Origin of the sequence: Methanosphaera sp. BMS (genome assembly GCF_003268005.1) — an archaeon.
GTDB lineage: Archaea > Methanobacteriota > Methanobacteria > Methanobacteriales > Methanobacteriaceae > Methanosphaera.
Map to the genome: position 1 here is coordinate 1,461,701 of NZ_CP014213.1, position 26,263 is coordinate 1,487,963.

General features: G+C 33.5%; 24 protein-coding genes. 6 read left to right on the plus strand and 18 right to left on the minus strand.

Features of this window, described 5'->3' with window-relative positions; all coding sequences use genetic code 11:
* Window positions 1–33 precede the first annotated feature (33 nt).
* Complete coding sequence (locus AW729_RS11510) at window positions 34–666, plus strand: transposase (RefSeq protein WP_236951199.1); 633 nt, start codon at window positions 34–36, stop codon at window positions 664–666.
* A 15-nt stretch (window positions 667–681) separates the two neighbouring features.
* Window positions 682–1,530: a transposase gene (locus AW729_RS11515; RefSeq protein ID WP_236951200.1), complete on the plus strand. Its 849-nt coding sequence runs from the start codon at window positions 682–684 to the stop codon at window positions 1,528–1,530.
* Between the two features lie 164 nt (window positions 1,531–1,694).
* Here AW729_RS11515 and AW729_RS05035 read toward each other — a convergent pair whose 3' ends face one another.
* The 5 genes from AW729_RS05035 to rnz all read right to left on the minus strand — a co-directional run bounded on the left by AW729_RS05035 (window position 1,695) and on the right by rnz (window position 10,725).
* The gene (locus AW729_RS05035; protein WP_112124082.1) at window positions 1,695–6,293 is read right to left on the minus strand and encodes a right-handed parallel beta-helix repeat-containing protein; all 4,599 of its coding nucleotides are present in this window, start codon (window positions 6,291–6,293) and stop codon (window positions 1,695–1,697) included.
* A gap of 246 nt (window positions 6,294–6,539) precedes the next feature.
* Complete coding sequence (locus tag AW729_RS05040; protein WP_112124083.1) at window positions 6,540–8,150, minus strand: replication factor C large subunit; 1,611 nt, start codon at window positions 8,148–8,150, stop codon at window positions 6,540–6,542.
* A gap of 15 nt (window positions 8,151–8,165) precedes the next feature.
* Window positions 8,166–9,125: a replication factor C small subunit gene (locus AW729_RS05045; RefSeq protein ID WP_112124084.1), complete on the minus strand. Its 960-nt coding sequence runs from the start codon at window positions 9,123–9,125 to the stop codon at window positions 8,166–8,168.
* A gap of 21 nt (window positions 9,126–9,146) precedes the next feature.
* Complete coding sequence (locus tag AW729_RS11520) at window positions 9,147–9,770, minus strand: SHOCT domain-containing protein (protein ID WP_112124085.1); 624 nt, start codon at window positions 9,768–9,770, stop codon at window positions 9,147–9,149.
* Between the two features lie 19 nt (window positions 9,771–9,789).
* Window positions 9,790–10,725: a ribonuclease Z gene (rnz, locus tag AW729_RS05055; RefSeq protein WP_112124086.1), complete on the minus strand. Its 936-nt coding sequence runs from the start codon at window positions 10,723–10,725 to the stop codon at window positions 9,790–9,792.
* Window positions 10,726–10,958: 233 nt separating this feature from the next.
* Here rnz and nadC point away from each other — a divergent pair, with 233 nt between their 5' ends.
* The 3 genes from nadC to AW729_RS05070 all read left to right on the plus strand — a co-directional run bounded on the left by nadC (window position 10,959) and on the right by AW729_RS05070 (window position 14,120).
* The gene (nadC, locus tag AW729_RS05060) at window positions 10,959–11,801 is read left to right on the plus strand and encodes a carboxylating nicotinate-nucleotide diphosphorylase (protein ID WP_112124087.1); all 843 of its coding nucleotides are present in this window, start codon (window positions 10,959–10,961) and stop codon (window positions 11,799–11,801) included.
* A gap of 360 nt (window positions 11,802–12,161) precedes the next feature.
* Window positions 12,162–12,590 (plus strand): hypothetical protein, encoded by a 429-nt coding sequence (locus tag AW729_RS05065; RefSeq protein WP_112125238.1) that lies wholly within the window; start codon window positions 12,162–12,164, stop codon window positions 12,588–12,590.
* A 594-nt stretch (window positions 12,591–13,184) separates the two neighbouring features.
* A complete protein-coding gene (locus AW729_RS05070; protein WP_112124088.1) occupies window positions 13,185–14,120 on the plus strand; it encodes a TDT family transporter in 936 nt (311 codons plus the stop codon).
* Window positions 14,121–14,150: 30 nt separating this feature from the next.
* On the opposite strand, the gene AW729_RS05075 is transcribed toward AW729_RS05070, so the two are convergent.
* From AW729_RS05075 to AW729_RS05125, 11 genes are all read right to left on the minus strand, one after another.
* Window positions 14,151–14,657, minus strand: coding sequence for a nitroreductase family protein (locus tag AW729_RS05075; protein WP_112124089.1), 507 nt, complete (start codon window positions 14,655–14,657; stop codon window positions 14,151–14,153).
* 1 nt (window position 14,658) lies between these two features.
* Window positions 14,659–15,267, minus strand: a complete 609-nt coding sequence (locus AW729_RS05080; RefSeq protein ID WP_112124090.1) for a ZPR1 zinc finger domain-containing protein — start codon at window positions 15,265–15,267, stop codon at window positions 14,659–14,661.
* A complete protein-coding gene (locus tag AW729_RS05085) occupies window positions 15,267–16,238 on the minus strand; it encodes a 3H domain-containing protein (protein ID WP_112124091.1) in 972 nt (323 codons plus the stop codon). The genes AW729_RS05080 and AW729_RS05085 overlap by 1 nt, the downstream gene beginning before the upstream one ends.
* Window positions 16,239–16,411: 173 nt before the next feature.
* A complete protein-coding gene (locus tag AW729_RS05090) occupies window positions 16,412–17,089 on the minus strand; it encodes an Hsp20/alpha crystallin family protein (protein ID WP_112124092.1) in 678 nt (225 codons plus the stop codon).
* Window positions 17,090–17,485: 396 nt separating this feature from the next.
* Window positions 17,486–18,526: a GTPase gene (locus AW729_RS05095; RefSeq protein ID WP_112124093.1), complete on the minus strand. Its 1,041-nt coding sequence runs from the start codon at window positions 18,524–18,526 to the stop codon at window positions 17,486–17,488.
* A gap of 35 nt (window positions 18,527–18,561) precedes the next feature.
* The gene (locus AW729_RS05100; RefSeq protein ID WP_112124094.1) at window positions 18,562–19,131 is read right to left on the minus strand and encodes a TIGR00296 family protein; all 570 of its coding nucleotides are present in this window, start codon (window positions 19,129–19,131) and stop codon (window positions 18,562–18,564) included.
* 1 nt (window position 19,132) lies between these two features.
* The gene (locus AW729_RS05105) at window positions 19,133–20,506 is read right to left on the minus strand and encodes a TldD/PmbA family protein (protein WP_112124095.1); all 1,374 of its coding nucleotides are present in this window, start codon (window positions 20,504–20,506) and stop codon (window positions 19,133–19,135) included.
* A gap of 272 nt (window positions 20,507–20,778) precedes the next feature.
* A complete protein-coding gene (locus tag AW729_RS05110; protein ID WP_112124096.1) occupies window positions 20,779–21,615 on the minus strand; it encodes an ATP-binding cassette domain-containing protein in 837 nt (278 codons plus the stop codon).
* A gap of 52 nt (window positions 21,616–21,667) precedes the next feature.
* Window positions 21,668–22,465, minus strand: a complete 798-nt coding sequence (gene cbiQ / locus AW729_RS05115; protein ID WP_112124097.1) for a cobalt ECF transporter T component CbiQ — start codon at window positions 22,463–22,465, stop codon at window positions 21,668–21,670.
* A gap of 40 nt (window positions 22,466–22,505) precedes the next feature.
* Window positions 22,506–22,802: an energy-coupling factor ABC transporter substrate-binding protein gene (locus tag AW729_RS05120; RefSeq protein ID WP_394339554.1), complete on the minus strand. Its 297-nt coding sequence runs from the start codon at window positions 22,800–22,802 to the stop codon at window positions 22,506–22,508.
* A gap of 1 nt (window position 22,803) precedes the next feature.
* Window positions 22,804–23,478, minus strand: a complete 675-nt coding sequence (locus tag AW729_RS05125; protein ID WP_112124098.1) for an energy-coupling factor ABC transporter permease — start codon at window positions 23,476–23,478, stop codon at window positions 22,804–22,806.
* 567 nt (window positions 23,479–24,045) lie between these two features.
* Between AW729_RS05125 and pyrF the strand changes: the two genes are divergently transcribed.
* The gene (pyrF, locus tag AW729_RS05130) at window positions 24,046–24,696 is read left to right on the plus strand and encodes an orotidine-5'-phosphate decarboxylase (RefSeq protein WP_112124099.1); all 651 of its coding nucleotides are present in this window, start codon (window positions 24,046–24,048) and stop codon (window positions 24,694–24,696) included.
* Here pyrF and AW729_RS11250 read toward each other — a convergent pair.
* Together AW729_RS11250 and AW729_RS05140 are read right to left on the minus strand one after the other, a co-directional pair.
* Window positions 24,664–25,212, minus strand: coding sequence for a hypothetical protein (locus tag AW729_RS11250; protein WP_162685804.1), 549 nt, complete (start codon window positions 25,210–25,212; stop codon window positions 24,664–24,666). The genes pyrF and AW729_RS11250 overlap by 33 nt on opposite strands.
* Before the next feature lie 83 nt (window positions 25,213–25,295).
* Window positions 25,296–26,216 carry a deoxyhypusine synthase gene (locus AW729_RS05140; RefSeq protein ID WP_112124101.1) on the minus strand — a complete coding sequence of 307 codons (921 nt, stop codon included), beginning with the start codon at window positions 26,214–26,216 and terminating at the stop codon, window positions 25,296–25,298.
* Between the last annotated feature and the right edge of the window lie 47 nt (window positions 26,217–26,263).

Sequence of the window (26,263 nt, forward strand, 5' to 3'; positions counted from 1 at the left end):
TATTATAAATTGAATTAAATGGATTGTTTATTTATGGTTATGAAAAATATGGATAAGAAACAAACTAAAATGATTATTAGAACTAATGATTACAATGTTCCAAGTGATCATATTTCTCGTTTTGTTGTTGATTTTATTGAAGATGCTTATGAAAAATTAGACATTAAAGTAAATGAAAATAATAAAGGTAGACCCTCTTATAACCTTTGTTCAATGATTAAATTACTTATTTGGGCTAAATTAGAACATATGGATAGTGCTAGAATTATTGAAGAGATGGCAAAGTACCATGATATATTTAAGTTTGTTTGTGATGGAAGTACTCCTTCAGAACGAACAATACAAAGATATCGGGATGAATACGGAGAATATTATGAGTTATTTCTACAAATGACACTGAAAAAAGCATCAGAAGAAAAATATACAGAATTTAATCACGTTGCTATCGATGGAACCGTGAAAAAAGCATGTAATTCCAACCATAACACAATCTCAAAAAAAGAAACCCAAATATTACTTCAATATTATAAAGGAGTTCAAATTGATGAAAATAAACTGGAAAACCTTCATAAACCTGCTAAAAAATTATATGAAAATCCAAATCTAAATAATGAAGAAAAATTAGAAATATTATACGACATAGAAACAGAATTCACACTCACCTGACAAGATAAAATACCAATGAACGATAAACAAGCACGTAAAATGAAAGGAAAAAAAGGAAACTTCTTAATAGCATATAATATACAATCAGCAGTTGATTATGATACAAAATTAATTTGTGCAATAAATGTCACACAAAGTCCAACAGACCATTACCAACTACCAGCAATAGCCGATAAAGCAATAAAAAATATAAAAAAAATACCAGAACATATGAGTGCAGATACCATCTATTTAAATCCCACAAGCTTATCATACTTTAAAAATAAGAATATTGATGGACTAATACCAACAAGAAAACAATCCAAAGAAATAATAGGAAAATTAAACAAAAACCCATTTCATAAAGATCATTTCGAATATATCGGAGAAAAAGATGTATTTAAATGTCCAGCAGGACACTATTTAACATTTTACAATCAATACACAATACCAGACAAAGATCCAGAAAAACCAGCAAAAATAAAACGATTATACAACAATTACACAGCATGCAAAAACTGCAAATATCAAAAAGACTGCATATCACAAAAACAAACACACAGAACCATCACAGAAAACGGCAATAGATTACAAATAGAAATGTACTTCAAAATGGAAAAAGAAGAATATCAAGAAGAATACAGTAAAAGACCATGTGTAGAAGGACCATTCGGAACATTCAAAGAATTCTATCACATAGAACAAGAAGTTGTAATAGGAAAAACAAAAACAGAAGAAAGAATCTACTTGGATGCATTAGCATATAACATAAAAAGATTATACAACTTAAAATACAATAAAAACAATCAAAAAGAAGATATAATGAATTTTTGTGAAAATATATCCGTTAAACACCAATTAACACTTGATGTAAATATATTTTAAAAGAAATCAAAAAATCATTTTTGGCGGACCCCCTTAAGAAGTATAAAAATTTCTACCATGATAGATAAAAAAAGGATATTGATAAAAATTTTTTTCCATATGAATAAAAAAAGAGAAAACAGGGGGAAGTTAATGAAAATTATGTTATCCATACGCTTCCAATATCAGTTAACAGTCAAGACTTTGGTATCTTCAAGTCTACCATAGTCGGAAGATATGTATGTAGCCGTGATGTTATATGTACCAGCTTTCATATTTTCAGGTAGCGTATATTCTACACTTACCTGTCCATTTACCACTTTGGCATAGATTACTTTACCGTTTGAGTCTTTTACTGTTTTACCATTTACCTTGAATACGACTTTACCAGTATTTACAGGTACTGCAGCATTTATTGTAGCAGTTAATGTAACTGTTTGGTTAACTGTTGTTGTTACATCCTCGGTAGTTATTGTTGGTTCGGCTGATTCTGTTGTTACCGTGATTTTTTCTTTGTCACTTGATAACTTGCCTACATCAGCTGAACCTGAGTATACTGCCTGTATGCTTGAGTTTTCTTTTAACCAACTTTCCGGTACTTCATAATCTTCAATTGTAGCTACACCATTTACGACTTTTGCATAGATGATTTTACCTTGGCCGTTTTTAAGTGTTTTGCCGTTTACCTTGAAGTATACTTTTCCATTGGATAGGCTGCTTGCCACTTCGTCACCATAGTATATGCTTGCCCGAATGGTTGCAGAACTTCCTACTGTAAATTCGGTCGTGTCCACTTTTATGGTGTATTCCTTGGCCGGCACTTCATCTGGTATGTTGTTTTCTATTACGTTTGTATCGTCATTTGAGTATACTGCATCATTTCCTGCAGCGGTTTTCGTTAGGAGGTAGTTGTCAGTTACTATGTTGTTTTTGCTTCCGGTTATGTTTATGGTATTAGTTAGATCTGATGGGTTGTCCACTGTTATGTTGTTGTATGTGATTGTGTTTGAATCGGAGTTACCCGTTAATTTTATACCTGTTGTTTCTGCCAGGATATTGTCCAGTTCTACTGGCATACCATCCATTTTTCCTGTTAATGTCATGTTGTTGTATGAGATGATGTTGTTTTTGCTTATGTATGTTCCTATTGCCATTACATAATTGTTGTTGGCGTTGAAGTTATTGTATGTTATTTCATTGTTTTGCGTACTCCATAATTCAATTAGGTATACGCTGCTTGAATCTGCTGTTATGTTATTGTATTTTATTACATTGCCTGTTACTTCTGCCATGTAGTTTGTTGATACATATATACCATAGGTTACATCTTCTGCTTTTACATAGATGTTGTTGTTTGTCACATTGTTTCTTCTTGCTCCCTGGATTAATTCCACTGCATTTGCATAGTATGTACCGTAGGATGTTATGTTGTTTGAGTCTATGAGGTTGTCGTTTGCATTATCTGATACTGCTATAGCGTATGTGTACATTTTAGCTTCTGTTATAATGTTGTTGTTTAATATCCGGTTATTGTCACATGGATTGTTATCACTACCGCTTATCTGTATGGATTCAATTGTACCATAGGCTGATGATGTTCCAGTAGCATTTGTTGTGATGTTGTTATCCTGTACCAATACGTTTTCTGACTCTTTTATGACAATTGATGATGTTATAACACCTTTATCGCCGTAGAAGTCTATATCGGAACATGGACCGATTGTTGTAATGTCACTTGATAATATGTTAACATCATGTGAGTTTACAACTTTTATTGCATGTGTTGAATCCTCGGTATTGAATTGTGATAATGTGATGTTTTCTATCGTTATGTTAAATGTGTCCACTACCTTTATGATTGACTCGGATGTTTGGTTGTTGTTCATTATGACATTTGTTAATTTTGAGTTGTCACTGTTTTGTGCAAATTCAATTGTACAGTTTTCAAATACTGCCTGATTGGTATATGTTGTAAGAGTTACAGGCATATTGATGAAAATGTCACGGTTTTTGAATACAGAGTCAAATTTAAGTACAGAATTTGGCGTGATGAAGTCCTTAAGCATTCCTTCATCATCGAAGTACTCGGTGTAGTTTCCATCATTCAATATGATTTCCATAGCTTCAGGCATAGCTGCCGTAGCGGTTATTGTATTTACCGCTTCATTTTGAATTACATTAATTGTGAATTCTTCGGATTTTACTGTATAAGTGTTTATTGCTTGTCCATCAACCACTTCTACAACATCATCTGCAAATTTACCTTTTTGGGATTCGTATTCAACAGTAAATCCACCTGGTAGTGTGTTTGCATAGTCGCTTATTACTCCTTGAGTGTTGTTTAGTTTGTTGAATGTTGTCGTTAGTTCTATGAGGTCATTGTAGTTTATGTTTGTCAGATCACCTGTCGTAGTAGTCATTATAATCCAATTGTCAACTATTACTTCTGCCGCCGTTTCTTTGTATACATCATCATAATCATCCCATGCCCAGTACTGTCCGGATGCCACGAATTTTTTCGGGTTATCGTTTGTTGCCCAGTAATTGTTGTTGGCGGTAATTGTTTTTCCATATTCATTTGTGTTGAATAATGCACTGATTCCTTCCTGACATATGAATACTGAATTTTCCACATTTGTAGTTCCATAGTAGTTATCTATTATGGATCCGTTGGCTGTTGCCGTGTTATTTATGAATATGCATGACTGTATGTTTAATTGTTCACCGTTATTATAGAATACTCCTCCTTCACGTCCCTGTGAGTTTGTCACCTTGTTTTCTATGAAGGTACAGTTGTTTACTGTTGTGTTCTTTCTGCTTTCCATTACTCCTCCTCGACCAATGGATGCAGTGTTGTTTATGAATGTTGAGTTTTCAAGTAATGCGGGATATTTCTGTCCCATACTGTATATACCGGCAAGTTGTGCTTCATTGTTTTCCATTAATGAATTGGTTATTGTCAATCCACCGTTTAGGATAATCCATCCCTGACTGTCTGTTGAACCAAAAACCTTTTTGGTATTTCTTATCGTGGAGTTGTCTATTGTTAGATTTGATGCCGTTCTTACGATTGCTCCCGTGTTGTTTTCTATTAATGAATTCTTAATGGTTAATGTTGAGTTTTGATTGATATCCATTAATATTCCAATCACGTTTCCTCCAAGGTTATATGCATTGTGATTGAATAAGGTTACATTGTCAAAGGTTACGTTTGAATTTGTGGCATTGACCACTGTTGCTACTATGCCGTATGAATTGTTTATGCTTAGATTTTTAATTACGACATTTGCATTAATTATATTGAATACACGTCCTTTGTTAGCATTCAAGTTCATTCCATTTCCATCTATGATGATATCCTTATTGATGGTTATCAGTTCTTCTGATGAAGCTCGTTTTATACCATTGTTTAAGGTCAATTCCCCATCGCTTTCGGCTATGTAACTTTCAACCGTAGCATAGTTATCCAATGTTGTAGGAGTAATATTGATGTTACCTGAAACAATATTCTGTTTTTCAGTTGTTGTGTTATATATTGTTGCATTTACGGAGTAATTTCCGGATGCTACCGGATCTGTTACAAGGTATGTTCCTATTCCGTCTTGGATATATATCTTGTATTCATAAGTATCTATGATTACATTTACATAACAACCGGATACTGTGTTGCCGTTATCATCATGGACATTTACGCTAATGGTAAATTCCTCATCTTCAACTGCGACAAGATCTGTTACTTCTGTAGTCAGTACCGATGCGTTACCTGATCTTATGAATATATCCGAACCGTTGAATGCGGTATTTCCGGTCATGGTATTGTTTATCAAGCACACATTGTTTGTATCGATTGATATTGCTCCACCCTGTTGTTGGAATGATGGATTTTCACGTTCAACCTTGTTGGATACAAATTGATTGTTCATGATTGTTGCATTTCCGGAACGAAGTGCTATTGCACCACCACGAACCTCTGCAGTATTGTTTTCAAAGTAGGAATTGTTTACAATCAGGTATCCCTGTGAATTTATCGCTCCACCATATAACGTTGCATAGTTGTTTAAGAATCTACAGTTATCCACTGTGACACTTTTTTGACTCCATAATCTAACAACTGCATTATTTGCCCTACAATTGGTAAAGTTGGAATCTTGAATTACGTTAGTTCCACTACCCCTAAGTTCAATTATTCCTGATACGCATGTGGAGTTATCCACTGATGAATTTATCATAGTAAATGATGAACTTGACTGGGTAGATACCACTGATGCATTATAATTTGTATGAACATTTTCAAAATTCACGTTTATCAATGTTAACTTTCCATAGTTAACTATTGCAGAGTATTCCCCAAATGTATTCTTAATTGTTAAGTTTTTGATTGTTACATCTGCATCGCTTCCTATAACAAATAGGCCACTGTTTGAATTTGCATCAATTACATGATTGTTTCCATCAATACTGATTGTCTTATTGATTGTTATAGGATTTCCTTCTTCCGTTTTTATATAGTTATCCTCTAATGTGAGGTCATCCGATTCTTCAATAATTTGACTTAACTGTGAAAAGTCCTTATCAGCCGTGTCTTTTTTTATTGAGGAACCACTTATTGTATCACCATTTGAATTAGTTATTTCATTATTATCAATATTATCGTATTCAACCGTTTGTGCTGCATCTGAGCCAGAATTGATTGAATCGTCAACGTCGGTGGCAAAGCCTACTCCGATCAATGCTATGAATATTATTGAAAATAACAAAAACAATTTCATTTTATTTTTCAACATAATCTTTCAACTGTCCAAATTTTATCATATTAATGAAATTCCAATAGTATCAATGATTATCATCAGACAATCATTTTCGAAATTTTCAAGCCATTGGAATTAAGCAGTAATATGTGATTATATTTATTGTTTTTAAAATATTAATAAATTTTTATTAGCTATTTTTCCAGTAAAAATGAATTTAAAATAATAGGAAAAACGATACAAATTTAGAAATAATAAGTTAAAAAAATAGAAGAAGGGAGTTTAAAAGTCAAATAAGGTGGTTTGTTTACTTTTAGGTTTCTTATCCTCTTTTTCAGTATTTTTACCACCCTCACTTGATTCAATATCGTTTATATCATCTTCAATAACAACATCTTGTTTTTTAGTGGATTTTTCTAAGCTTTTAACAGCTTTTGTTTTCTTAGCGGTTGAATCATTATCTTCGGACAAGGTCTTCTTGGAAGTTTTGGACTTTTTGGATGTTTCTTCAACATCTGTTTTTTTGTCACTTCCTGCAACATCCGCTACAGCATCAAGAACATCTTGATTTGCAGATTCCTTTTGTTTTTTGAGAGCCTCTTTTTTGGCTTTTTGAATGGCCTTTTCCTCTTCTTTCTGTTGTTTTTGAAGTTCCTTTATCCTTTTTTTCTCTACGGATGCAGGTATTTTACGTGATCTGAAGAGCTTTACATCCTCATCTTCCAACTTGAAGTATTCCTTGAAGTCATATGCCCTTTCATTATCTTCAAACATTACAGTATAGAAGGGTATCTGTTTTTCCAACTCCAATGGTGAGGTGTGCAGTCTCTTGGACATCTTTGCAGTAACATCGGCTATGAGATTTTTGTTTTTGCGGCTTTTGGATAACTTGGCATAGACCGTGGAATTTGTATATCTTGCAAACTTCTTATATGTTTTAGCCTTAGCCGCTGCAACTCCCCTGCCCATGAAGAAGAATGCATACTTCCAGTATGTGTAATCCTGTGTCCTGAATGCCCTTGCAAGGTTTAAGTCGGCAAGTGCAATCATTTCATATGCCTTTGCTATTTCATCAACACGTTCATATTCGCGTGGTATGTTTTCTGCCATTAACTCTATGAGAAATTGTGGCTGAGTATCCACCCTCATCGCATCAATTACATGTGCGGGAGTTTTGCTTTTAAGTACCGTACGTACCGTGTCAAATACGTTCTGTTCCCCATCCTTCTGTGAGATAACTGCTAAACTGTCGGCCGTGATGGTCTTGGAGCTATCCACTATGGCCTCAAGGCTAGTGATAGCTGAACGCAAATCCCCGTTTGACTGTTTGCTTAACTGTTTTAATACCTCCGAGTCATATTTGATATTCTCTGCATCACATATTTTCTTAAGCTGTGCGTTTATAGTGTTTGTATGTATTTTGGTAAACTTTATTGCCTGACATTTACCCTTTATGGATGTCAATCTCTTGCTGTAGGGATCATTTGCCATCATTATCAAGGGCTGTTTGGTATTCTTTATTGTCTCGTTTATTGCACGTACTCCACCTGAATCATCACGTCCGCTTATTCCATCCACTTCATCCATTATCAACAGTTTATATCCTGAATTAAACAGGCTTCGTGTTTGGGCTGCTTCACCGATTGTTCTTTTCAATATGTCATAGGATCTTTTGTCACTTGCATTTACCTCGATTGTTTCAGAAAAATATTCCTTTCCTACAAGATGTGCCATGGTTGTTTTACCTATACCTGGAGATCCCATGAGTAATAATGGTTTTTGCGGATTACCACCAGCCCATTTCTTAGCCCATACTTCGATTTCTGCCTTTGCCTTGGCATTTCCAAGTACTTCACCCAATGATTTGGGTGCATATTTTTCTACCCATTTCAATTTAATGCATCCTATCTATGTGTTAACTAGTAAAAATTTACTTAATAAAGCTTCCAGTTGAAGTCTTGCATTTGCTCCTTCACGGATTCTGTAGTCACATTCACTCATATATTCCATTAGTTTAACGAATTTCTCCTCGGATATTAATCCTTCGGCAGTCATTTGACTTACTTCCTGATAGATTTGAGTAATCAAATCATCACCACTTATTCCATCAACAATCATGATATCCCTTAGCAGATCTCTTGCGGCCATGAAATCCTTGTCGATTGCCTTGTTGATAATTTTACGTACATCCTTCGGTTTTGCACGGCTTATTACGTCAAATACTGTTTCGTCTGTTACCTTGTTATCGGTTGTTGTTGACGCCTGCAATATATTTATTGAGCGTCTCATATCCCCTTGTGTGAAGTACACTATGTTTTCAAGAGCGGACAGGTCTGCCTCAATATTTTCCTGTTCGGCTATGTATTGCAGTCTTTTGATTATTTGTGCAGATTTTATCGGTGCAAATCTGAATATTGCACATCTTGATTGTATCGGATCTATGATTTTTGAGGAATAGTTACATGACAATATGAATGATGATGTTTTTGTATACATTTCCATTTCTCTTCTTAATGCCTGTTGAGCATCCTTTGTCATGTTGTCCACTTCATCCAAGAATATTATCCTAAATGGTGCCCCTACCGCTTTTAGTTTACAGAAACTTTTTATCTCATTTCTTACAGTGTCTATTCCCCTTGCATCCGAAGCGTTGAGTTCCAGGAAGTTTTGTTGCCAGTACTCGCCGAGTAATGCCTTTGCAAGTGCCAGTGCACATGTTGTTTTTCCAACACCGGCTGAACCTGTAAACATTATGTTCGGCATTGAATTTTCTTCAACGTATCTTTTTAATCTTCCAACTATTTGTTCTTGTCCTACAACATCATCCAATGTTTGCGGCCTGTATTTTTCTACCCATGGTACATTCATATTTATCATCCAACTTATGTTCTAGTTTAAATCCAATAATTGTTTTTTCTTTTGTTCAAATTCTTCTTCGGTTATTATTCCATCCTCTTTTAACTCATAGTATCTTCTAATCTCATCGACAGGATCAAATTCTGCTTGTTGAGTCGTCATATCCTCATTTGTTTGATTTATCACATCAGGTACGGGATTGTTTGGATTGGTTACTTCCCTGAAGTTGTTTTCAGTATTTATTAATTTATTAGGGTTTGTAACGTTTTTGTTTGGATGTGGCATCCCATCATTTCTTTTTTGATTGGTTAGGAGTTTTTCCTGTTTCTGTCTTAAATCCAGCAACGTTTGATAGAATGCGTTCAATTCATCATCATTGTTATCCACACCCGCCAGTACAAACTGTGAACCTATTGCACCTACTGATAGTTTTGGCTCATTGATAAAGTTTCCCTTATCATATTGTATTAGATTAATCTCTGACAGCGGTATTACAACTTTACTACTGCCTTCATATGGTGTTAGAACCAGTTTATTATTGTCTATTATGGCTGAGCATTTTCCCATGTTGTTTACCTTTACTATTCCTACACCATGTGCTTTTTGGATATATGGAATTACTTCCGGTTTTATTTGTGTGCTACTAAAAAATGACATCTTTATCACCAATATTATTTTATTCTTTGTTTATTATCCTTACAGCTTTTTTGTTTTCTATTATGACCGTCATGAAATCATGTGCATATACGGTATTTTCAAATACCGCCTTTGCTTCCTCCAATAATTCATCTGAATTTGTGTATCTGTTGGAGATGTGTGTTAATATTAACTGTTCAACATTTGCATTTTTTGCTATTAATGCAGCATCTTCAGCTATGCTATGACCGTTTTCAAGTGCTTTGTCAGCATATTTTTTTGAAAATGTGGCTTCATGTATCAATAAATCCACATCACGTGCAAACTCCACCATAGATTCCTGTGGAACTGTATCTCCACTGAATACCATCTTAACACCTTTGCGTGGTGGACCCAGTACCTGTTCCGGTTTTATTATAACACCATCCAAGTTGATTTCCTGTCCTGCCTGAAGTTGTCCGAATAATGGTCCTGGAGGAATATTTAATTCCAATGCCTTTGACTTTAGAAATTTCGGTTGTCTTATTTCCTCTATCATATAGGCATAATCTATTACTGTGTGTTGCATTTTTCTTGCCTTTACAACAAAGTCTTCCTGCTTATAGATTGTTGATTCATCACCGGTTACTGTGTGTGTTATTATCTCATAGTTTATTGAAGAAAAGCCTAATTTCTTTATATGCTCCAGCAATTCATCTATTCCTTCAGGTCCATAGATATTTAATGGTCTTGTTCTTCCCCTGAATGCCAGTGACTGTATAATTCCGGGAAGGCCCAATATGTGATCACCGTGCAGATGTGTGATGTAAATATCATCAATTTTCATTGGACTAATCTGTGCATACATCATCTGTTTTTGTGTTGCTTCTCCACAATCAAATAAAAGCATACGATTTGATACTTTGATTACTATTGATGTATGATTTCTACTTCTTGTAGGAATTGCCGATGCAGTGCCTAAAAATGTTAATTCTATAATATATACAACCCCACATTATTTAGTTATTTAATTTATTAAACTATATTATATATCTTTATATCATTAGTTATTTAATTTTTAAGAAAATTTTTCTTTGTAAAAAAATTACTATTTCAGTTAAGTCTCATGAATCTTTAAAATATTTATTCAAATCAATCTTCAAAATAGTAAATAATTACTAAGGGGAATTGACAAATATATAATATAACAGTTTATTAGGGGAATTATAATTGACGATTTTTAGTGACAATAGAATTATTGAAAATGTTTATGACGATATCGGATTTGAAGATATTACAACCAACAGTCTGGTAGGTGAAGAAAAATGGGCACAGGCAGAAATATTGGCCAAAGAGGATGGTATTTTAGCGGGTATGGATGTGGCCCATTATATTATTGACAACTTTGGATTGAATATTTCATCCAGCTTTCTTGATGGGGACTTTATCAATAAGGGAGATATCATTCTTGAATTTGAGGGCAGTGCCAGGGATATTCTGATGGTTGAACGCAGTATCTTGAATTATTTGATGCATCTTAGCGGTATTGCCACCTGTGTATACGATACTTGTCAGAGGGTTCATGAAGTAAACCCCAGCGTTCGCGTTGCATGTACCAGAAAAACTACTCCAGGACTTCAGAAGCTTGAGAAGAAGGCTGTGGAAATTGGTGGTGGAGATACGCATAGGTTTAAATTGGATGACTGCGTCTTAATAAAGGATAATCATATCCAGGTTGTTGGCGGGGTCATTGATGCCATTGAGATTGCCAAGTCCAAGGTCAGCTTTACTAAAAAAATAGAGATTGAGGTAGAGGATTTGGATAATGCCATTAGAGCTGCAATGTTTGGTGCCGATATCGTTATGTTGGATAATATGAATCCTGCCCAAATAGAAGAGGTGTTGAACGCTTTAAAAAGTCGTAGATTGCGTGATGACGTTATTATCGAGGTTAGTGGAGGTATCAGACCGGACAATATTCTTGAATATGCCCGGTTGGATGTTGATGTTATCTCCAGCGGATTCATTACAAACAGTACCAAATCGTTGGACTTGAGTTTGAATATATTATAATTTTTTTTAAACCCCTACTATTTTTTTATGGACCCCTTATGAATTATCAAAGCATGTCAATAAATTAAAAATATTGCCCGCATTCATCTATCTGTCGTGAGCATATTATTTATTTTTATAAGAATACTATCAACCATATACAATATAGAATTGATAATAATATGATATCCCCTTATAACATATAAAATAATTAACGATAAAAGTAAAAATATGAAAACATTTATTAAGTAATAAAAGCATATATTATTATATGAATTAAATAGTATATTCTAAAAATCAATAAGATATAACTAATTGATTCAACTTTAAAATTATCGAGGTAAAAATATGGCAGATAATGAAGAAAACTTTAATGAAGAAATGGAAGTAGAAAGTACTGAAGAAAGTTTTGAAAACGAAGAAAACTTCGAAGATGAAGAATATACTGATGAAGATGAAAAATTACCATTTGCTAAGGCAGAAGTAGTACGTTTAATGAAAGAACACTTAGACGATGACAAAATGATCAGAGAACGTGTAAAAGTAGAAATGAACAAGTTCCTTGGAGAAGTATTGGCAAATGTCTGTAAACAATTAAACCAATATCCATATTCAACAGTTGAATATGAAATGTTAAAAGAATCAATATATCCATACACAAACATTGAAAGAATCAATGAAGAAAAAATCAGAATATTAAAACACCTGGATGCAATTAAAGCAGACTGTGATGCATTAAGTATGGATGTACGAGCTACATTAAAACTAAACGATAAAATAGATACAGAAGAAGAAGATGATCTATTCTAATATCAATTTAACCTCCACAACAATATTTTTTTTTAGAAAAACATCCCGAATAATGTTTAATATGTTATTAATCTTTAAATTTATATAATATTGATTATAAAAAGTAATTACAGTAGGAGAAAATTTTAGTAACATGCAGAGATTATTGTGTGATGTTGGCTCTGCATGCATATTTAATTTGTATAATAACAGTAATTATTTTATCTTCTTAGTATTTATTGAGCCAGAATCTGGGTGAAATCCCCAGTTTTGTTAATGAGAATATATAACGATATTTCTCCTACTACTTTTAATTTCAATTTTTTTATCTGTTTTTTTTAAACCGCGCTAACCTACAAGAATTCCGTTTCATGGCTAGTTTTATTATTTAACAATACCCCATCCATATTTCAATAATTAATCTTGTTATTTTGTTTAGAATATATGGTTAAACTACATCCAATCGACTTGGTAAAACAATTGTCACATACCCTTTAGTAACATTTCAACCAATCACCCAACAGCCAAAAATTCTATGTTTTCACTTTTTTAGTTACAAATTATTTTTAATTCCCATTTACATATAATATAATATAATCTTTTAAGGTAAGACAAATGAAAGAGTATATAGAACGAGTACCTATTTCCATTGGAGGGGTTATTCTTGGTATTACTGCCATGGGCAATTTATTGTACGATTATATAAGTTATAGCCGCGAGATATGTGGAACGATTGCAGTACTGCTTGGTATCCTGGTTGTATTAAAATTAATTTACTACCCCAAATACTTCAAAAAAGACCTGAACAACCCCATTCTTGCAAGCGTTATTGCAACGTTTTCCATGGCTTTGATGCTAATAGCAAATTACATAGCACCATATATAGGATTAAAAACGGCCTACTTTATATGGATTTTTGCAATAGTATTACACCTGTTCTTTTTAGCAAATTACATCCAGAAATATGTACTTCACTTCAAACTGGAAAACTACACTGCGGGAAGTTTTGTTGTATTTGCGGGCGTACAAATGATAGCCATTACGGCACCCGTATTTAAGCAGGAATTTATCGGAAGCGTTGCTTTCTGGTTTAGTTTCATATGTGTTGTATGCGTATTTATCATCGTATGTTACAGATATTTGAAAATACCAGTAGCAGGACCGGTAAAACCAATAATAGGAGTATACGGTGCACCATTTAGTCTATGTGCAGTGGGATACCTATCATCGCTTAGTCCAATCAACACATACTTTGCTGTTTCAATGTATGTAATTACAAAAGTACTCTACATTATGATAATATACAAGTTCATAACATACATCAAATATCCCATGTATCCGACATATGCAGCATACACATTTCCAGTAGTGATAAATGCCGTTACAACAATGAAACTGATGAAGTACCTGACAGGTTTGGGGATTAATGCCTCCTTGATGGAAGTGGAGTTGATTATAGAAATAGCAATATCAATAGTATTGGTGGTTCACGTATTAAGATATTTCCTGATTGTCATATTTGAAATAAAAAGTAGAGAAATGATATTATAACAAATCTCCACAGTATTTTTTTTCTTTTTTTTATATGAATTCAACAAGTTCATCTATGCTTTTACGGGTTGTGCCTCTAGGTTCTGCATTAGGATAACCAAGAGGTGTTAGAAGAACCGTTCTTTGATTATCATCCAATTGTAGGAATTCATTCATCACGTCTTCATGAAATGCAGCTATGTAACATGTTCCAAGACCCAACTCTGTTGCCTCAAGGATGATATGATCCATCACGATTGTAGCGTCAATATCGGCTATGTTTTTTCCGTCCCACTTTCTTGTCCATGCAGCATCGTAGTTTGCCACGACCGCTATGATAAGTGGTGCTTCAAAAAACCAATCCCATCCTGCGACTTGTCTTAGTTTTTCTTCATGTTTTTTTGTGTCAATAACGTAAATCTTAAATGCCTGTGCATTGACTCCTGTTGGAGCTATTTGAGCTGCCTTCAGGATTTTATCAAGTTTTTCCTTTTCAACTTCCTTATCAAGGTATCCTCTTACGCTGTATCTTTTTTCCATAGTTTCCAGTACATTCATTTTAATTGTCCTCCTGATCGATTGTCGTAAACCCGGTCTTTAAAAGTGAAGCTTCCTCCGGTGTTAATATTTCTCGAGTAGCATCTTCATCATCAATTACACTATTGCCGAATGGATCTTCAAGTATCATCACTGTTTCCAAGTCTCCCATCTTGATGTTGGTGATTAACTCTATTATATTCAATGCATTTTCTTGAACATCCACGTCAATATTATCACCTTCAAGTTTAATGGCTCGGATTACGGCCTCTTCAAATCGGGATAGTATTCCCTCTACATTTGACACGTATCCCTGTGATTTTGGTCCCGGTTCTACCTTTATACCCAACTCAGGTATTGTTATTGTAGCCGTCTGACTTTTAGCAACACGTGTACTTAATTTATCGCTGCTTATAGTCAAGGTGTAACGTGAGGGGTCATTCTGTTCCAGTGAGATGTTATCTGATTCCTGGTATCCGCAGTTTGTACAGTATACTGACGTTTCCAGTATGTCCCCGAAGTAGGGTATGTTTTCGGTTATGTTCTTTACTTCCAGTGTTTTTTTGGCACCACATACCGGACAATCAGACAACATTACCTCCGGTTCTTTAAGATTATTTTCATCAAACATTATCTTTCCTCCATGTCCATTATCAATTTTTTATCATACAACAATCCATGTTCCTTAAACTCATCTATTATCCTGTTTAGTTTATCCTCATCGGGAGCACAGATGGTATGACTATGCACATTATTTGATAGTTCATATAACGTTTCTAGAGATTGTTTATCCTTAATGTCATTGTGTATTTGATATAGGAATTTCTTTGTATTTTCATCATCATCATAATTTGATATTACTCTTTTCAATGGTTCCTTGAATTCAGGTATATAATATGATATATCAGTAACTCTTCCACCATATTTTGTAATAATCTGTCTTTCCAACTCTATTTGATCAACCGTATGTTTTAGAAATACCTCTTTTTTAACTTCATGAATATACTGCATTATCTTGTTTACTGCATTGTTCATATCCTGATTGTCTATTACAGGAATATTCAATTTATTGGCTTTTCTTATTAAATCATCGTTTATTACTCTGTTTTCTTCAAAGTAATCGAGTTGTTTTCCACCACGTTTAATCTCGATTGCCCGTTTTATGAATCGTTTCTGATGCTCTTCACGGTCAATGGTCAGTATGAAAAAGAATACCTTTGCATTATCGGCAAACTGTTCTATGTCAATTAATCCGGGAACAAGATGAACTCCCTCTATCACAATAGAATCATTATCCTTTATGGACCTTTTTATCACATTTTCTATTGCGGGTATTACAAAGGAGGCGTGTTCTTCAAATCCTGCCTCTATTAGCTTATCCCTACTTTCATAATTGGATTTATCCCGTAGTGTTGAATATGCATTGTATGATGAGCTGTGTAGTGTTGGTGCATAGTCACTACCAATTATTCCCCTTACGATTTCCCTGATAAAATCGGATTCTATCAAATATTTTATCTGAAGTTTGTTCGATATTTCCGAGGCTATTGTTGACTTTCCAATACCTGATGCAGAACCTATTAAAATTACATATGGCTTCATAAAATCACATCAATACTTATAATGATATTTTTAAAGTAACTATAATTAATATTTTTTTATTTCATTGTTGTGAAAAAATAGAAAAAACATTTTCAATAAATAGGGATAAAAGCAAGCGAATTGGATTAAATGAGGAGATTATATTTAAAAAAATGGTGGGATGTGAAATAATATTATACTATTTCCACATCTACTTTTTTACCTTTGATTTTTGGTAGTGTGATTGTTAAAACATAATCATCGAATGATGCCTTAACTTCCTGAATATCAACTTCTACCGGTAAAAGTATTATGTTTTTGGTTTTACCAGAGCATCTTTCCCTTCTTAATATTTTAACATTTTCCTCTGATTCATATTCATCTGGGAAGTCTACTTCTATTTCAATTGATTCATTGGACATTTTCACATTTATTGCATCTTTTGTTACTCTTGGTAAGTCGACTTTAACCACTAAGTCATCTTCATAGTCCAACATATCAACTGATGGTTTTTTAGTTTTGTATTCATCGAGTATTTGATTCCAATCACTTTGTTTGCTTTTTAATGTTGCTACAACATCGTTTAACATTTTTTCTGCCATGTTTTTGGTTTCTTCTACTGTTTCTTTGCCGTAAACTTTGTAGTCAAAATTTTTTTTATCTTCTGTGGTGTCTTCTTCAGATTCACATTCACAATCCTCTTCAGTTTTAGCACCACATTCACATTCTTCTTCGGATTCCTCTTCACATTCACATTCTTCTTCTGTTTCAGCCCCACATTCACATGTTGTTGTTTCTTCTTCATCGATAGCTTCTTCAACTACTTTTTCTTCTTTGTGATCTTCTTTTGAATCTACATATACGTTTGACATTATAATCAGTCCTTTATCAAATTAATTTTTAAAGTATTATTTTTAATATAATTTTTTATTATATATTTAATAATTAGTAACTTCATATAATAAAGCTTTCTAAATTTATCCAAACATAAAAGTATTTAAAAAATAGCAAATAATAAATTATTTCTTAAAATAAGAACAAACAAAGGATAATTACGACAATAAAATTATTATACCCCCATATTCATCAAAAACTATTCATCAGAATACCGATTTGAATTATAAATTCGAATCAAAATAGTATTAATTTTTTGGAGGATGATTAAATAAACAATATCCATATAACACGAAAAGAAATAATTGGGAAAAATAGAAAATAAAAATATTAAGGAAATATCTGAAAAAAAAGAAAAATCATATTTTACATAATTACTTGTTTTCCAGTTCGGCAAGATATCTTTCAAATTCATCATCCACATCGGTGGATTCCTTGGCTATATCTTCTATTACATTTTTGATTTCTTGTATCTGTGAATAGTTGCTGATACTTGTCTTGAATATAGGATCATCTATTTTTTGTGAATATTCATCTATCACATCTTCATTTTCAAGCAGGTCCGTCTTGTTGAATAGACATATCATTGGAGTTTCGAATACCTTTTTAATCTCCTCATATAATAGGAATTGATTTTCCATTAAAAATCCTGATGTTTCTGATGGATCGAATATGTATATGATTATATTACCCAGATGTTCCAATGCAGCTATAGCATTCAATTCTATCTCGTTCATGTCATTTATTGAACGATCAAGTAATCCAGGCGTATCTATAATCTGATATTGTCTCCAGTTCATTTCATAGTTTCCTATCTGTAAACCCTGCGTTGTGAATGGATAGTTTGCCACCTTAGGACTTGCATCGGTGATGTTGTTTAATAAAGTGGATTTTCCCACATTTGGAAATCCTGCTATGACAACCCTTACAGCATCAAAGTTGATGTTGGGCATGTTTTTTAGTTCCCGTTTTGCAAAGTCCAAAAAGTCGAGTTCATCCTCTATCCTGTTTACTACTGATGCTATTCTACCGAATGCTTCCTTACGTATAGGTATTGCACTTAATGAATCCGATTTTCTAATTTTTGTAGTGTATTGTGCTTCTATCTGTTTAAGTACACCAAGTGCCCAGTAAACCGCTCCCAGTGAATGCTTATACTGATCTACCCCTACAACTATGTCAATATAATCCTGATAAAACTCAGGTAACTCCTCAATTATAGGCGTTTCAGTTATAATCCTATTTAATGTAGCGTTTATCGTTTCACATGCTGTTTGAACACGTACCTCCTCTATACGCATTCCCTTTACACGTCCATGTAACTTTGTACTTCTTACTTTAGAAGCCGCCTTACTTGCCCTGTTAAATCCCTTATCTATCAATTCATCAGGAGTTGGTATTTGCGGTAATTTCATATTATCTCCTCCTATCGTTTTTATCTTTAAATAAATTATTCATTGATTATTTGTGCCTGGAAATTATATAATACGCAATCATCATCCATCCATGAATCAGATGGCAGTCCTGCCTTATAGCAAAGGTTTGTCAAATATTCCTCAATATTCCAGTTTTGTTCTGTTGCAACTTGTGGTAGAAACAAACCCCTGTTATATCCTTTTTCTATTATCAGTCCATCAACGCCCAATTCTATCTTTGAAAGGTACTCTTCATAGTTATCCACAATTATTCTTTGTGGCTTGGTTAGTACACTTATCTCCACTTCAATATCAGGGTATTCGTCTTTTGTTAATGGGTTGAATCTTGGGTCATCAAATGCCGCCGCCAATGATACGTCAAGCAGTGCATCTATCAATTTTTCATACGGTTCAGGATAACCTATACATCCACGTAGTGAATTGTTCTTGTTTAAGGTTACGAAAACTCCCAATTTTTCATTGAATACATCTGGTAATACATATTCACAGTTGTATGTCTCATCATTCAAAATGGATAGAATATTTTCCCTGACAATTTTTAGAGCCAACTTTCCTTCATCGGCTGTCAGTACATCTTTTTTCATTCTACTGTGCTCCACCGACTGTTGCTTTACTTACTCTTATGTGTGGTCCACCGTCACCTACAGGTACTGTTTGACCGTCTTTTCCACAGAATCCTACATTCAACTTGAAGTCAGACCCTACTGCATCCACGTTGTTTAATATGTCCAATGTACTTCCTGAAAGTGATACGTCACGTAGATGTGTTGATAATTCACCATTTTCTATTTTATATGCTTCCACTGCATTGAATTGGAAGATTCCTTTACCTGTATCCACCTGTCCGCCACGTGAACCTTTAAGATATATTCCTTCATCCATATCCTCTATCATTTCATCAAATGATGAATCACCTGGTTTTATGTATGTGTTACTCATACGTACCAGAGGCTGGTTTTTTATACTGCTTCTTGCATTTCCACTTGATTCCAATCCTAATTTCTTTGCACTTTCCCTGGAGCTTAATACTGTTTTTAAGACCCCATTTTCAACCAGTACGTTCTTGTTTGAATTTGATCCTTCAACATCATATGCAAAATGTCCAAATCCATCTTTTCTTGTAGCGTCATCCACAACGGTAATTAATTCAGAACCTATCTTTTGACCGATTTTATCCTTCAGTATTGAATCGTTTCTAAGTATGATATCCGCTTCGGATGCATGCCCTAATGCTTCATGGATAAATACTCCAGTTAGTTCCGGATCGAATATTACGGGAAAATCCCCTGATGGTGCCTGTTTTGCATCAAGCAAACTTAATGCCTTTTCGGATATTCTTCTTCCGAAACTTTCCAGGTCTGAGTTTTCTATCAGTTCAAATCCCTGTACTCCACCTATACTTTCATGTCCGAATTGCATTACCTGTCCATTGTCCGCTACAGAATTCATGGATAGTACTATTCTGTTATTTTCTGATTGGATATTGGTTCCGTCAGTACTTAAGAGTATTGAGTTGGATTGTGATTCAGAAAAGGAGATGTTTGTACTAACTATTCCGTCAAGTTTTGCTGCATCATCGGCTTCTTTTATTAGGTTTATTTTATCCTCGATTGTTAAATCCTCAATCTGTATTTTTGCATTTGTTTTTACACGATCTTCATTGGCTTTGGTTTGGGATAGTTCCACATCACTTGATAATTGATTAGCAAGCATTGTTGCCTTATCGGCCGCTTCTTGAACTTTATTGATATCTGTTGTATATGCAAATCCCCAAGCACCGTTTTGCAATACTCTTATTCCTATTGAAAAATCGTTTCCAGTATCTACATTGTCAATCTTACTATCTTTCATGACTATTGAATTGTTTATTGATTCACCTGCCCTGATATCAGCATAATCCACCGTATTTTCCAGTTTTTTCAGGACACTATGAAAGATATCTTCATCTAATTGAGTCATATTACTTGCTCCCTTTTATTGTGTTAGTTAATGATTAATGAGAATTAGTAAAATCATAATTTTACATTATTATACTGTATATAATATTTACTTTTTATAGTATATTATCTTTGTGGAAAAAGAGAATCAAGTTAAAATAAGACTTTAATCATCAGAGAGAATTATTAAAATTATCCAAATGGTTACTTTGTATTTGTCAAGTTTTAAAAAGAGTCGAATTGTAATAATTTATGAAAAGATTTAAAAGAAAAATGTGAAAGAAAGATAGAAAATCATAATTTATCTTTCAAAGCAGTGTATGCTTGTCCCACAGTTAATGGATAACCATTAGAGAGGGTTAATATATCATTATCATCGAATTTTTCAAATAATTGCCCAATCCAAGGTAATCTTAAATCTGCTTTGTCGATAACTTCAGTATCCGTAAATACTTCACGACAATTACCTTGTTTTATTATTTCACCAAATCTTAATACACTTATGTTATCAGAGTACATTGGTACTAAATCAACATCATGTGTTGAGATAATGATTGTCATACCATCATCATTCAAATCATATAATAATTGCATTATATCTGATGCTCCGTTAGGATCAAGTCCACTTGTAGGTTCATCCAATACCATTATTTTTGGTTGCATTGACAATATACCTGCAATTGCTACACGTTTCTTTTGTCCTCCACTAAGATGGTGTGGTGCTTTTTGTGCATAATCAGACATACCCACTACTTCCAATGCATGTTGTGTACGTCTTTTTACTTCTTCTTCATCCAATCCCATATTCATAGGACCAAATGCAACATCTTCAAATACTGTTGGTGCAAATAATTGATCATCAGGGTTTTGGAATACTACTCCAACTTTTGTCCTTGCTTCGAGTAAACTTTTTTTGTCATATTCTAAAGTTTTTCCTTCAATTTCAATCGTTCCGCTTGTAGGTTGAATTATACCATTGAAGTGTAAAAAGAAAGTACTTTTTCCTGCACCGTTAGGACCAAGAATTGAAATCATTTGTCCTTCTTCTACTTTGAAATTTATTCCCCTAATAGCATGGGTTCCATCCGGGTAATCATAAACTAAATCCTTAGCTTCTAAAATAACTGTCATAATATCCTCCATATAATTTTTTTTTATTTTAACAAATAATCATCAATATAAGTTATACTGGAAATATATTTGTTGAACCTGTTATAATAATTCCACATATTACTAATCCAAAGAAGATTAACAATAATATCCAATTTTTTATTGGAACATTCCTGATTGAATCTCCACTTTGAACCATATTTAAACGTCCATTATATCCTCTTGAAGCTAAAGCGTTATAGGAAACTTCTCCTTGTTCCCATGTTCTGATGAAAACCATACCTGCAAGAGATGCTAGACAATTCATCCAACTCATATAGTTGTGATAACCTAATCTGGTCTTTTGTGAATTATACATTGTTGCTGTTACATCTAAGAATAAAAATATGTATCTGTACATCAATATTGCCAAATCTGTTACTACCTGCGGTACATGCAAATCATGGAACAATGCAAATATCCTGTTCATAGGTGTTGTCAATATCAGTACTGCTAATGCTGATACTCCACCCAATACTCTGAATAATATCAATATTCCTTGATTGGCTCCTTGTGCAGATATACCCAATCCTAAAAATCCAAAATCAATTACTTTATCTCCAGCACCCAATAATGCCAGCAAGATTACAGACAATATAGCAAATCCTGATGGTATTGCCATGAAGGTCAAATAGAATGTCGCTGATATTTTTGCCTTATATAATATGACAATAGTACAAAATATGAATATCAGGAAAGGTACTATTGGAGATTGTGTTAGTAAATTTAAGATTAGTGTCACTATTGCAAAAATAGATTTATAGTAAATATTTGTATCAGTCAATGCGTTATGCATTGTATAATGATCTAAAGTATCTTCAAAAATTGACATAATATCTCCCTAAAAAAAATAAAAAAAAGAATAAACTAAATTATTCTTTTTTAGCTTTGTTTCCTCCATGCCAGAATCCAAAGATATAACCAATGATTATACCACCGATTGCTGCTTGGAGACAGAATAAAAGACTTTCGATTTCGCCACTAGGTGGTTCCCATGGAGAGGAAGCCCAAATTTCATAGTCTGGGTTGTTTTCTTCAATAATTTCTCCACCTTGATCGTCGGTTCCACCGAAGTAACCGTCGTCTTCACCGTGACCATTATAAATAACCAAAGGAGCGATTATCAAAATAGCCACTATAATTAGTAGTACTATGTTTTTCATATCCATTTTAATTAGCTCCTACTTCATTTTCTGAAATTATACCCATTTTAACAAGAAGATCTGGTCTTGCATTTTGGATGTAATTATATATAACAGTTGAGAGTAAACCTTCAGCTATTGCTAATGGTATTTGAGTTACAGCAAATACACCTAAGAAAGTTGTAAGTGTTGCCATAGCGTTAGCACCAGGGAATGCTAAAGTTAATTCAACTGCGGTTGTTACATAAGTTAATAAATCTGCAACGAATGCTGTAAAGAACATTGAAATTCCTGCAGATACGTTCATACTTCTAAGTGCTTTCCAAACTGCATATCCACATACAGGACCAACTATACCCATTGAGAAAATGTTTGCTCCAATGGTTGTTAATCCACCGTGTGCTAATAATATAGCTTGGAATAATAATACTATTACAGATAATACTGCGGTTACTGCTGGACCAAAGAATACTGTACCGAATCCGTTACCACATGGGTGTGAACAACTTCCACTTACTGATGGCATTTTAAGGGATGATAATATAAACATAAATGCCCCAGATAATGCAAGTAATGGTAATGCTTCATCGCTTTCTGCTGTAATTTTCTTAATTTGCATAATACCGTAAATTACGACAATTAAAGAGATTACGATCCATATGATACACCATTCTAATGGTAAGTAACCTTCCATTATGTGCATGTTAAATTTCCTCCATTAAATAAATCGTGTGATAATATTATTATCATAAAATATACTTTGATAATAAAAGTATAATTGTATATATATAAAACATATTATTTAAAGATATAGCCCCTTAATTAAAGTAAAATTTATTTTTTATTTGAATAAAGAGTCCTAAAAATATTTAGGCTTACGTAAATCCATATTTTTCAAAGCAAAAACTATATATATTAAAATACAATTTTCAAAATTAATAGAAAATCGTGAAATAAGAAAGTTAATAATAACGACTTAATTAACTATAAAAAAAAGAGATACGAGAAAAAATAATCAAAAAAGAAAAAAATCATAATAAAAAAATAAATAAATAAAAAAAATGGTTAAAATATAATTTAGTAAAAACAAAGAGGATTTAAAAATATATTAAAAAAGATTTTTCGAGAAATTAAAAAAAGACTTAAAATAGATTAAAATAAAATTTACTTTAAAAAAAAGAATAAGCAGAACAACTCATAAATCATAAATATAAATAAAATTTTTAAAACTTTAGAAAATATTTAACCCAAAAAAGATATAAAAGATAATATGAAATTCAAAAATAGTATAATTCTTGCATTAGATGTAGAAGATAAAAAAAATGCTTATAACATTATAGACAACATCATTGACTATCTGGATTGCATAAAAATAGGATATCCATTAACATTAGCTGAAGGACCTGATATAATAAAATCAATCAAAGAAGATTATGATGTAAACATAATAGCCGACTTTAAGGTTGCAGACATTGACGCTACAAATGAAAAGATAGTGAGCACCACACTTAACTGGGGAGCCGATGCAATAATAGTACATGGCTTTACAGGAGAAGATAGCGTGTTGGCATGTAAAAATGCTGCAGAAAAATTAGACAAGGAAATATTCCTATTAACCGAAATGTCACATCCGGGAGCTGACAAGTTTCTCAAACCAGTGTCATTGGATATAGCACAAATGGGTGTTGAACTGGGAATAACCAATTATGTAGCACCTGCCACCAAACTAGATAGGCTTAAAAAAATAAGAGAAATAGTGGGAAAAGATGCAAGCATAATATCTCCAGGAGTAGGTTTCCAGGGAGGAAATGCTAAAGATACCCTGAAATACGCTGATGGAGCCATAGTGGGAAGAAGCATATACAATGCAGCCAATCCTAAAGAAAGCCTAGAAGAAATCATAGCATCTATCAAAGATTAAACTGACAGATTCATACGACAAGTCAAAGCCATAGAAATATATTATGGTCAACGGACTAAAACAGTATACATTAACTAAAAAACCACCATACAACATCTTAAATAATCCAATCAATGACAGCACAAATACCGTGATTTTAAGAGCGTATCTATATTTGAAAAACTTATATGAAAATCCCTTATCTGATGAAGATCCGAGTGATTCCATTTCATCAGATTTATCATTACCCTTTTCATCGATGAATGCTGCGATTGTACATAATATCAATGCATACCATGAAAAAGCCGGAAAACCCACTAAGAATAATAAAGCTGCAAATAGGATAGCGGACAATATATGATTTATTGAATCGACCTTGCTGGCCAGTGCAGTGCCTATAAGGATACTTAAAAAAATACATGCCGCCTCCGAACTAATTCTACAAACCAATAATGTAAATACCACACATAGTAATCCTGTTACAACGGCTAGTAACAGATTGTTCTTTTCATCCATGAACTCATCGGAAAGTTTCATAAAAAAGCCGCTTAAAGAGTAAGATATGAATTCAAAAAGCATCACATCACCCTCTAATAGTATTCAATGTAGCACTCATTTTATCACTCATTTACCTTATCCAATGCACCGGCAACAATCAATGGAAACATTACTGTTGCATCTCCAACAACCGTTACCAAGTTGGAGCCACACTTTGCTTTAGCCCATGACTTAGCCTCTTCCAATGGTGCACCGCTAAGACTTCCACCTTCACTTCTATCTAATGTAATTTGTATCCCCGCATCTATTCCTCCGGTTAAAATATTTGATGCCAACGTGTAATGCTTAGGAAGTCCACCACCCAGCATACATGCAGTAACCTTTTTGGAATTGTATACAAAATCAGATAAATCGGGCATATCTGCTACTGCACTGAGGGTGAAATCATTTTCTTGACAGTATATCCATAACTGTAATCCTATCATGCAGTCAATTAATCCAGGTGCAAATATAGGTACATTGTTTTTGCTGGCCGTGTGTATGATTGACTGTTCATCTTCAACCAATAATCCTATTTCGTAGATAAAATCCTTGATGGAGATTACCTTATGTTTCTGATTTATCTTTGAAAATATCTTATGAATTTCTTCCTCAAACACTTCAAAGTCATCTGATTTTGTGAGTATATCCCCGATTCTACCCATGCCACTTTCATATAACTGTTCATCATCCTGCTGTATTCCCCTGTAATGTGCTCCTCCGAATGATTCTACCAAGTCATGAGTAAGGTTTGCACCGCTTGATACTATTAGATCAACATAACCCCTGTCTATCAAATCACGTACAATCTTTCTTAATCCTCCAGGTACCATAGGTCCGGCTAGACTTAAAAAAACTTTAGTATCTTCATCCTTAAAAGATTGTGCAAGTAGATTTGTTGCTTGGGACACTCTTTTTGCACCCAATACTCCAGAGTTATCCAATTGATTTATAAAATCAGATATTTTCATGTTTTCATTAATTTCTAACTGTTTAACTTTCATAAAATCACCCTATGAATAAATATAAAAAAATACCAAATTCGAAAAAT

Excerpts from the sequence above, each read along its gene's own strand:
- AW729_RS11510 (WP_236951199.1), top strand. The coding sequence starts at position 34 with ATGGTTATGAAAAATATGGATAAGAAACAAACTAAAATGATTATTAGA.
- AW729_RS11515 (WP_236951200.1), top strand. The coding sequence starts at position 682 with ATGAACGATAAACAAGCACGTAAAATGAAAGGAAAAAAAGGAAACTTC.
- AW729_RS05035 (WP_112124082.1), bottom strand. The coding sequence starts at position 6,293 with ATGTTGAAAAATAAAATGAAATTGTTTTTGTTATTTTCAATAATATTC.
- AW729_RS05045 (WP_112124084.1), bottom strand. The coding sequence starts at position 9,125 with ATGAATGTACCATGGGTAGAAAAATACAGGCCGCAAACATTGGATGAT.
- AW729_RS11520 (WP_112124085.1), bottom strand. The coding sequence starts at position 9,770 with ATGTCATTTTTTAGTAGCACACAAATAAAACCGGAAGTAATTCCATAT.
- AW729_RS05065 (WP_112125238.1), top strand. The coding sequence starts at position 12,162 with ATGGAAGTAGAAAGTACTGAAGAAAGTTTTGAAAACGAAGAAAACTTC.
- AW729_RS05070 (WP_112124088.1), top strand. The coding sequence starts at position 13,185 with ATGAAAGAGTATATAGAACGAGTACCTATTTCCATTGGAGGGGTTATT.
- AW729_RS05075 (WP_112124089.1), bottom strand. The coding sequence starts at position 14,657 with ATGAATGTACTGGAAACTATGGAAAAAAGATACAGCGTAAGAGGATAC.
- AW729_RS05080 (WP_112124090.1), bottom strand. The coding sequence starts at position 15,267 with ATGTTTGATGAAAATAATCTTAAAGAACCGGAGGTAATGTTGTCTGAT.
- AW729_RS05085 (WP_112124091.1), bottom strand. The coding sequence starts at position 16,238 with ATGAAGCCATATGTAATTTTAATAGGTTCTGCATCAGGTATTGGAAAG.
- AW729_RS05090 (WP_112124092.1), bottom strand. The coding sequence starts at position 17,089 with ATGTCAAACGTATATGTAGATTCAAAAGAAGATCACAAAGAAGAAAAA.
- AW729_RS05095 (WP_112124093.1), bottom strand. The coding sequence starts at position 18,526 with ATGAAATTACCGCAAATACCAACTCCTGATGAATTGATAGATAAGGGA.
- AW729_RS05100 (WP_112124094.1), bottom strand. The coding sequence starts at position 19,131 with ATGAAAAAAGATGTACTGACAGCCGATGAAGGAAAGTTGGCTCTAAAA.
- AW729_RS05105 (WP_112124095.1), bottom strand. The coding sequence starts at position 20,506 with ATGACTCAATTAGATGAAGATATCTTTCATAGTGTCCTGAAAAAACTG.
- AW729_RS05110 (WP_112124096.1), bottom strand. The coding sequence starts at position 21,615 with ATGACAGTTATTTTAGAAGCTAAGGATTTAGTTTATGATTACCCGGAT.
- cbiQ (WP_112124097.1), bottom strand. The coding sequence starts at position 22,465 with ATGTCAATTTTTGAAGATACTTTAGATCATTATACAATGCATAACGCA.
- AW729_RS05120 (WP_394339554.1), bottom strand. The coding sequence starts at position 22,802 with ATGGATATGAAAAACATAGTACTACTAATTATAGTGGCTATTTTGATA.
- AW729_RS05125 (WP_112124098.1), bottom strand. The coding sequence starts at position 23,478 with ATGCACATAATGGAAGGTTACTTACCATTAGAATGGTGTATCATATGG.
- pyrF (WP_112124099.1), top strand. The coding sequence starts at position 24,046 with ATGAAATTCAAAAATAGTATAATTCTTGCATTAGATGTAGAAGATAAA.
- AW729_RS11250 (WP_162685804.1), bottom strand. The coding sequence starts at position 25,212 with ATGAAACTTTCCGATGAGTTCATGGATGAAAAGAACAATCTGTTACTA.
- AW729_RS05140 (WP_112124101.1), bottom strand. The coding sequence starts at position 26,216 with ATGAAAGTTAAACAGTTAGAAATTAATGAAAACATGAAAATATCTGAT.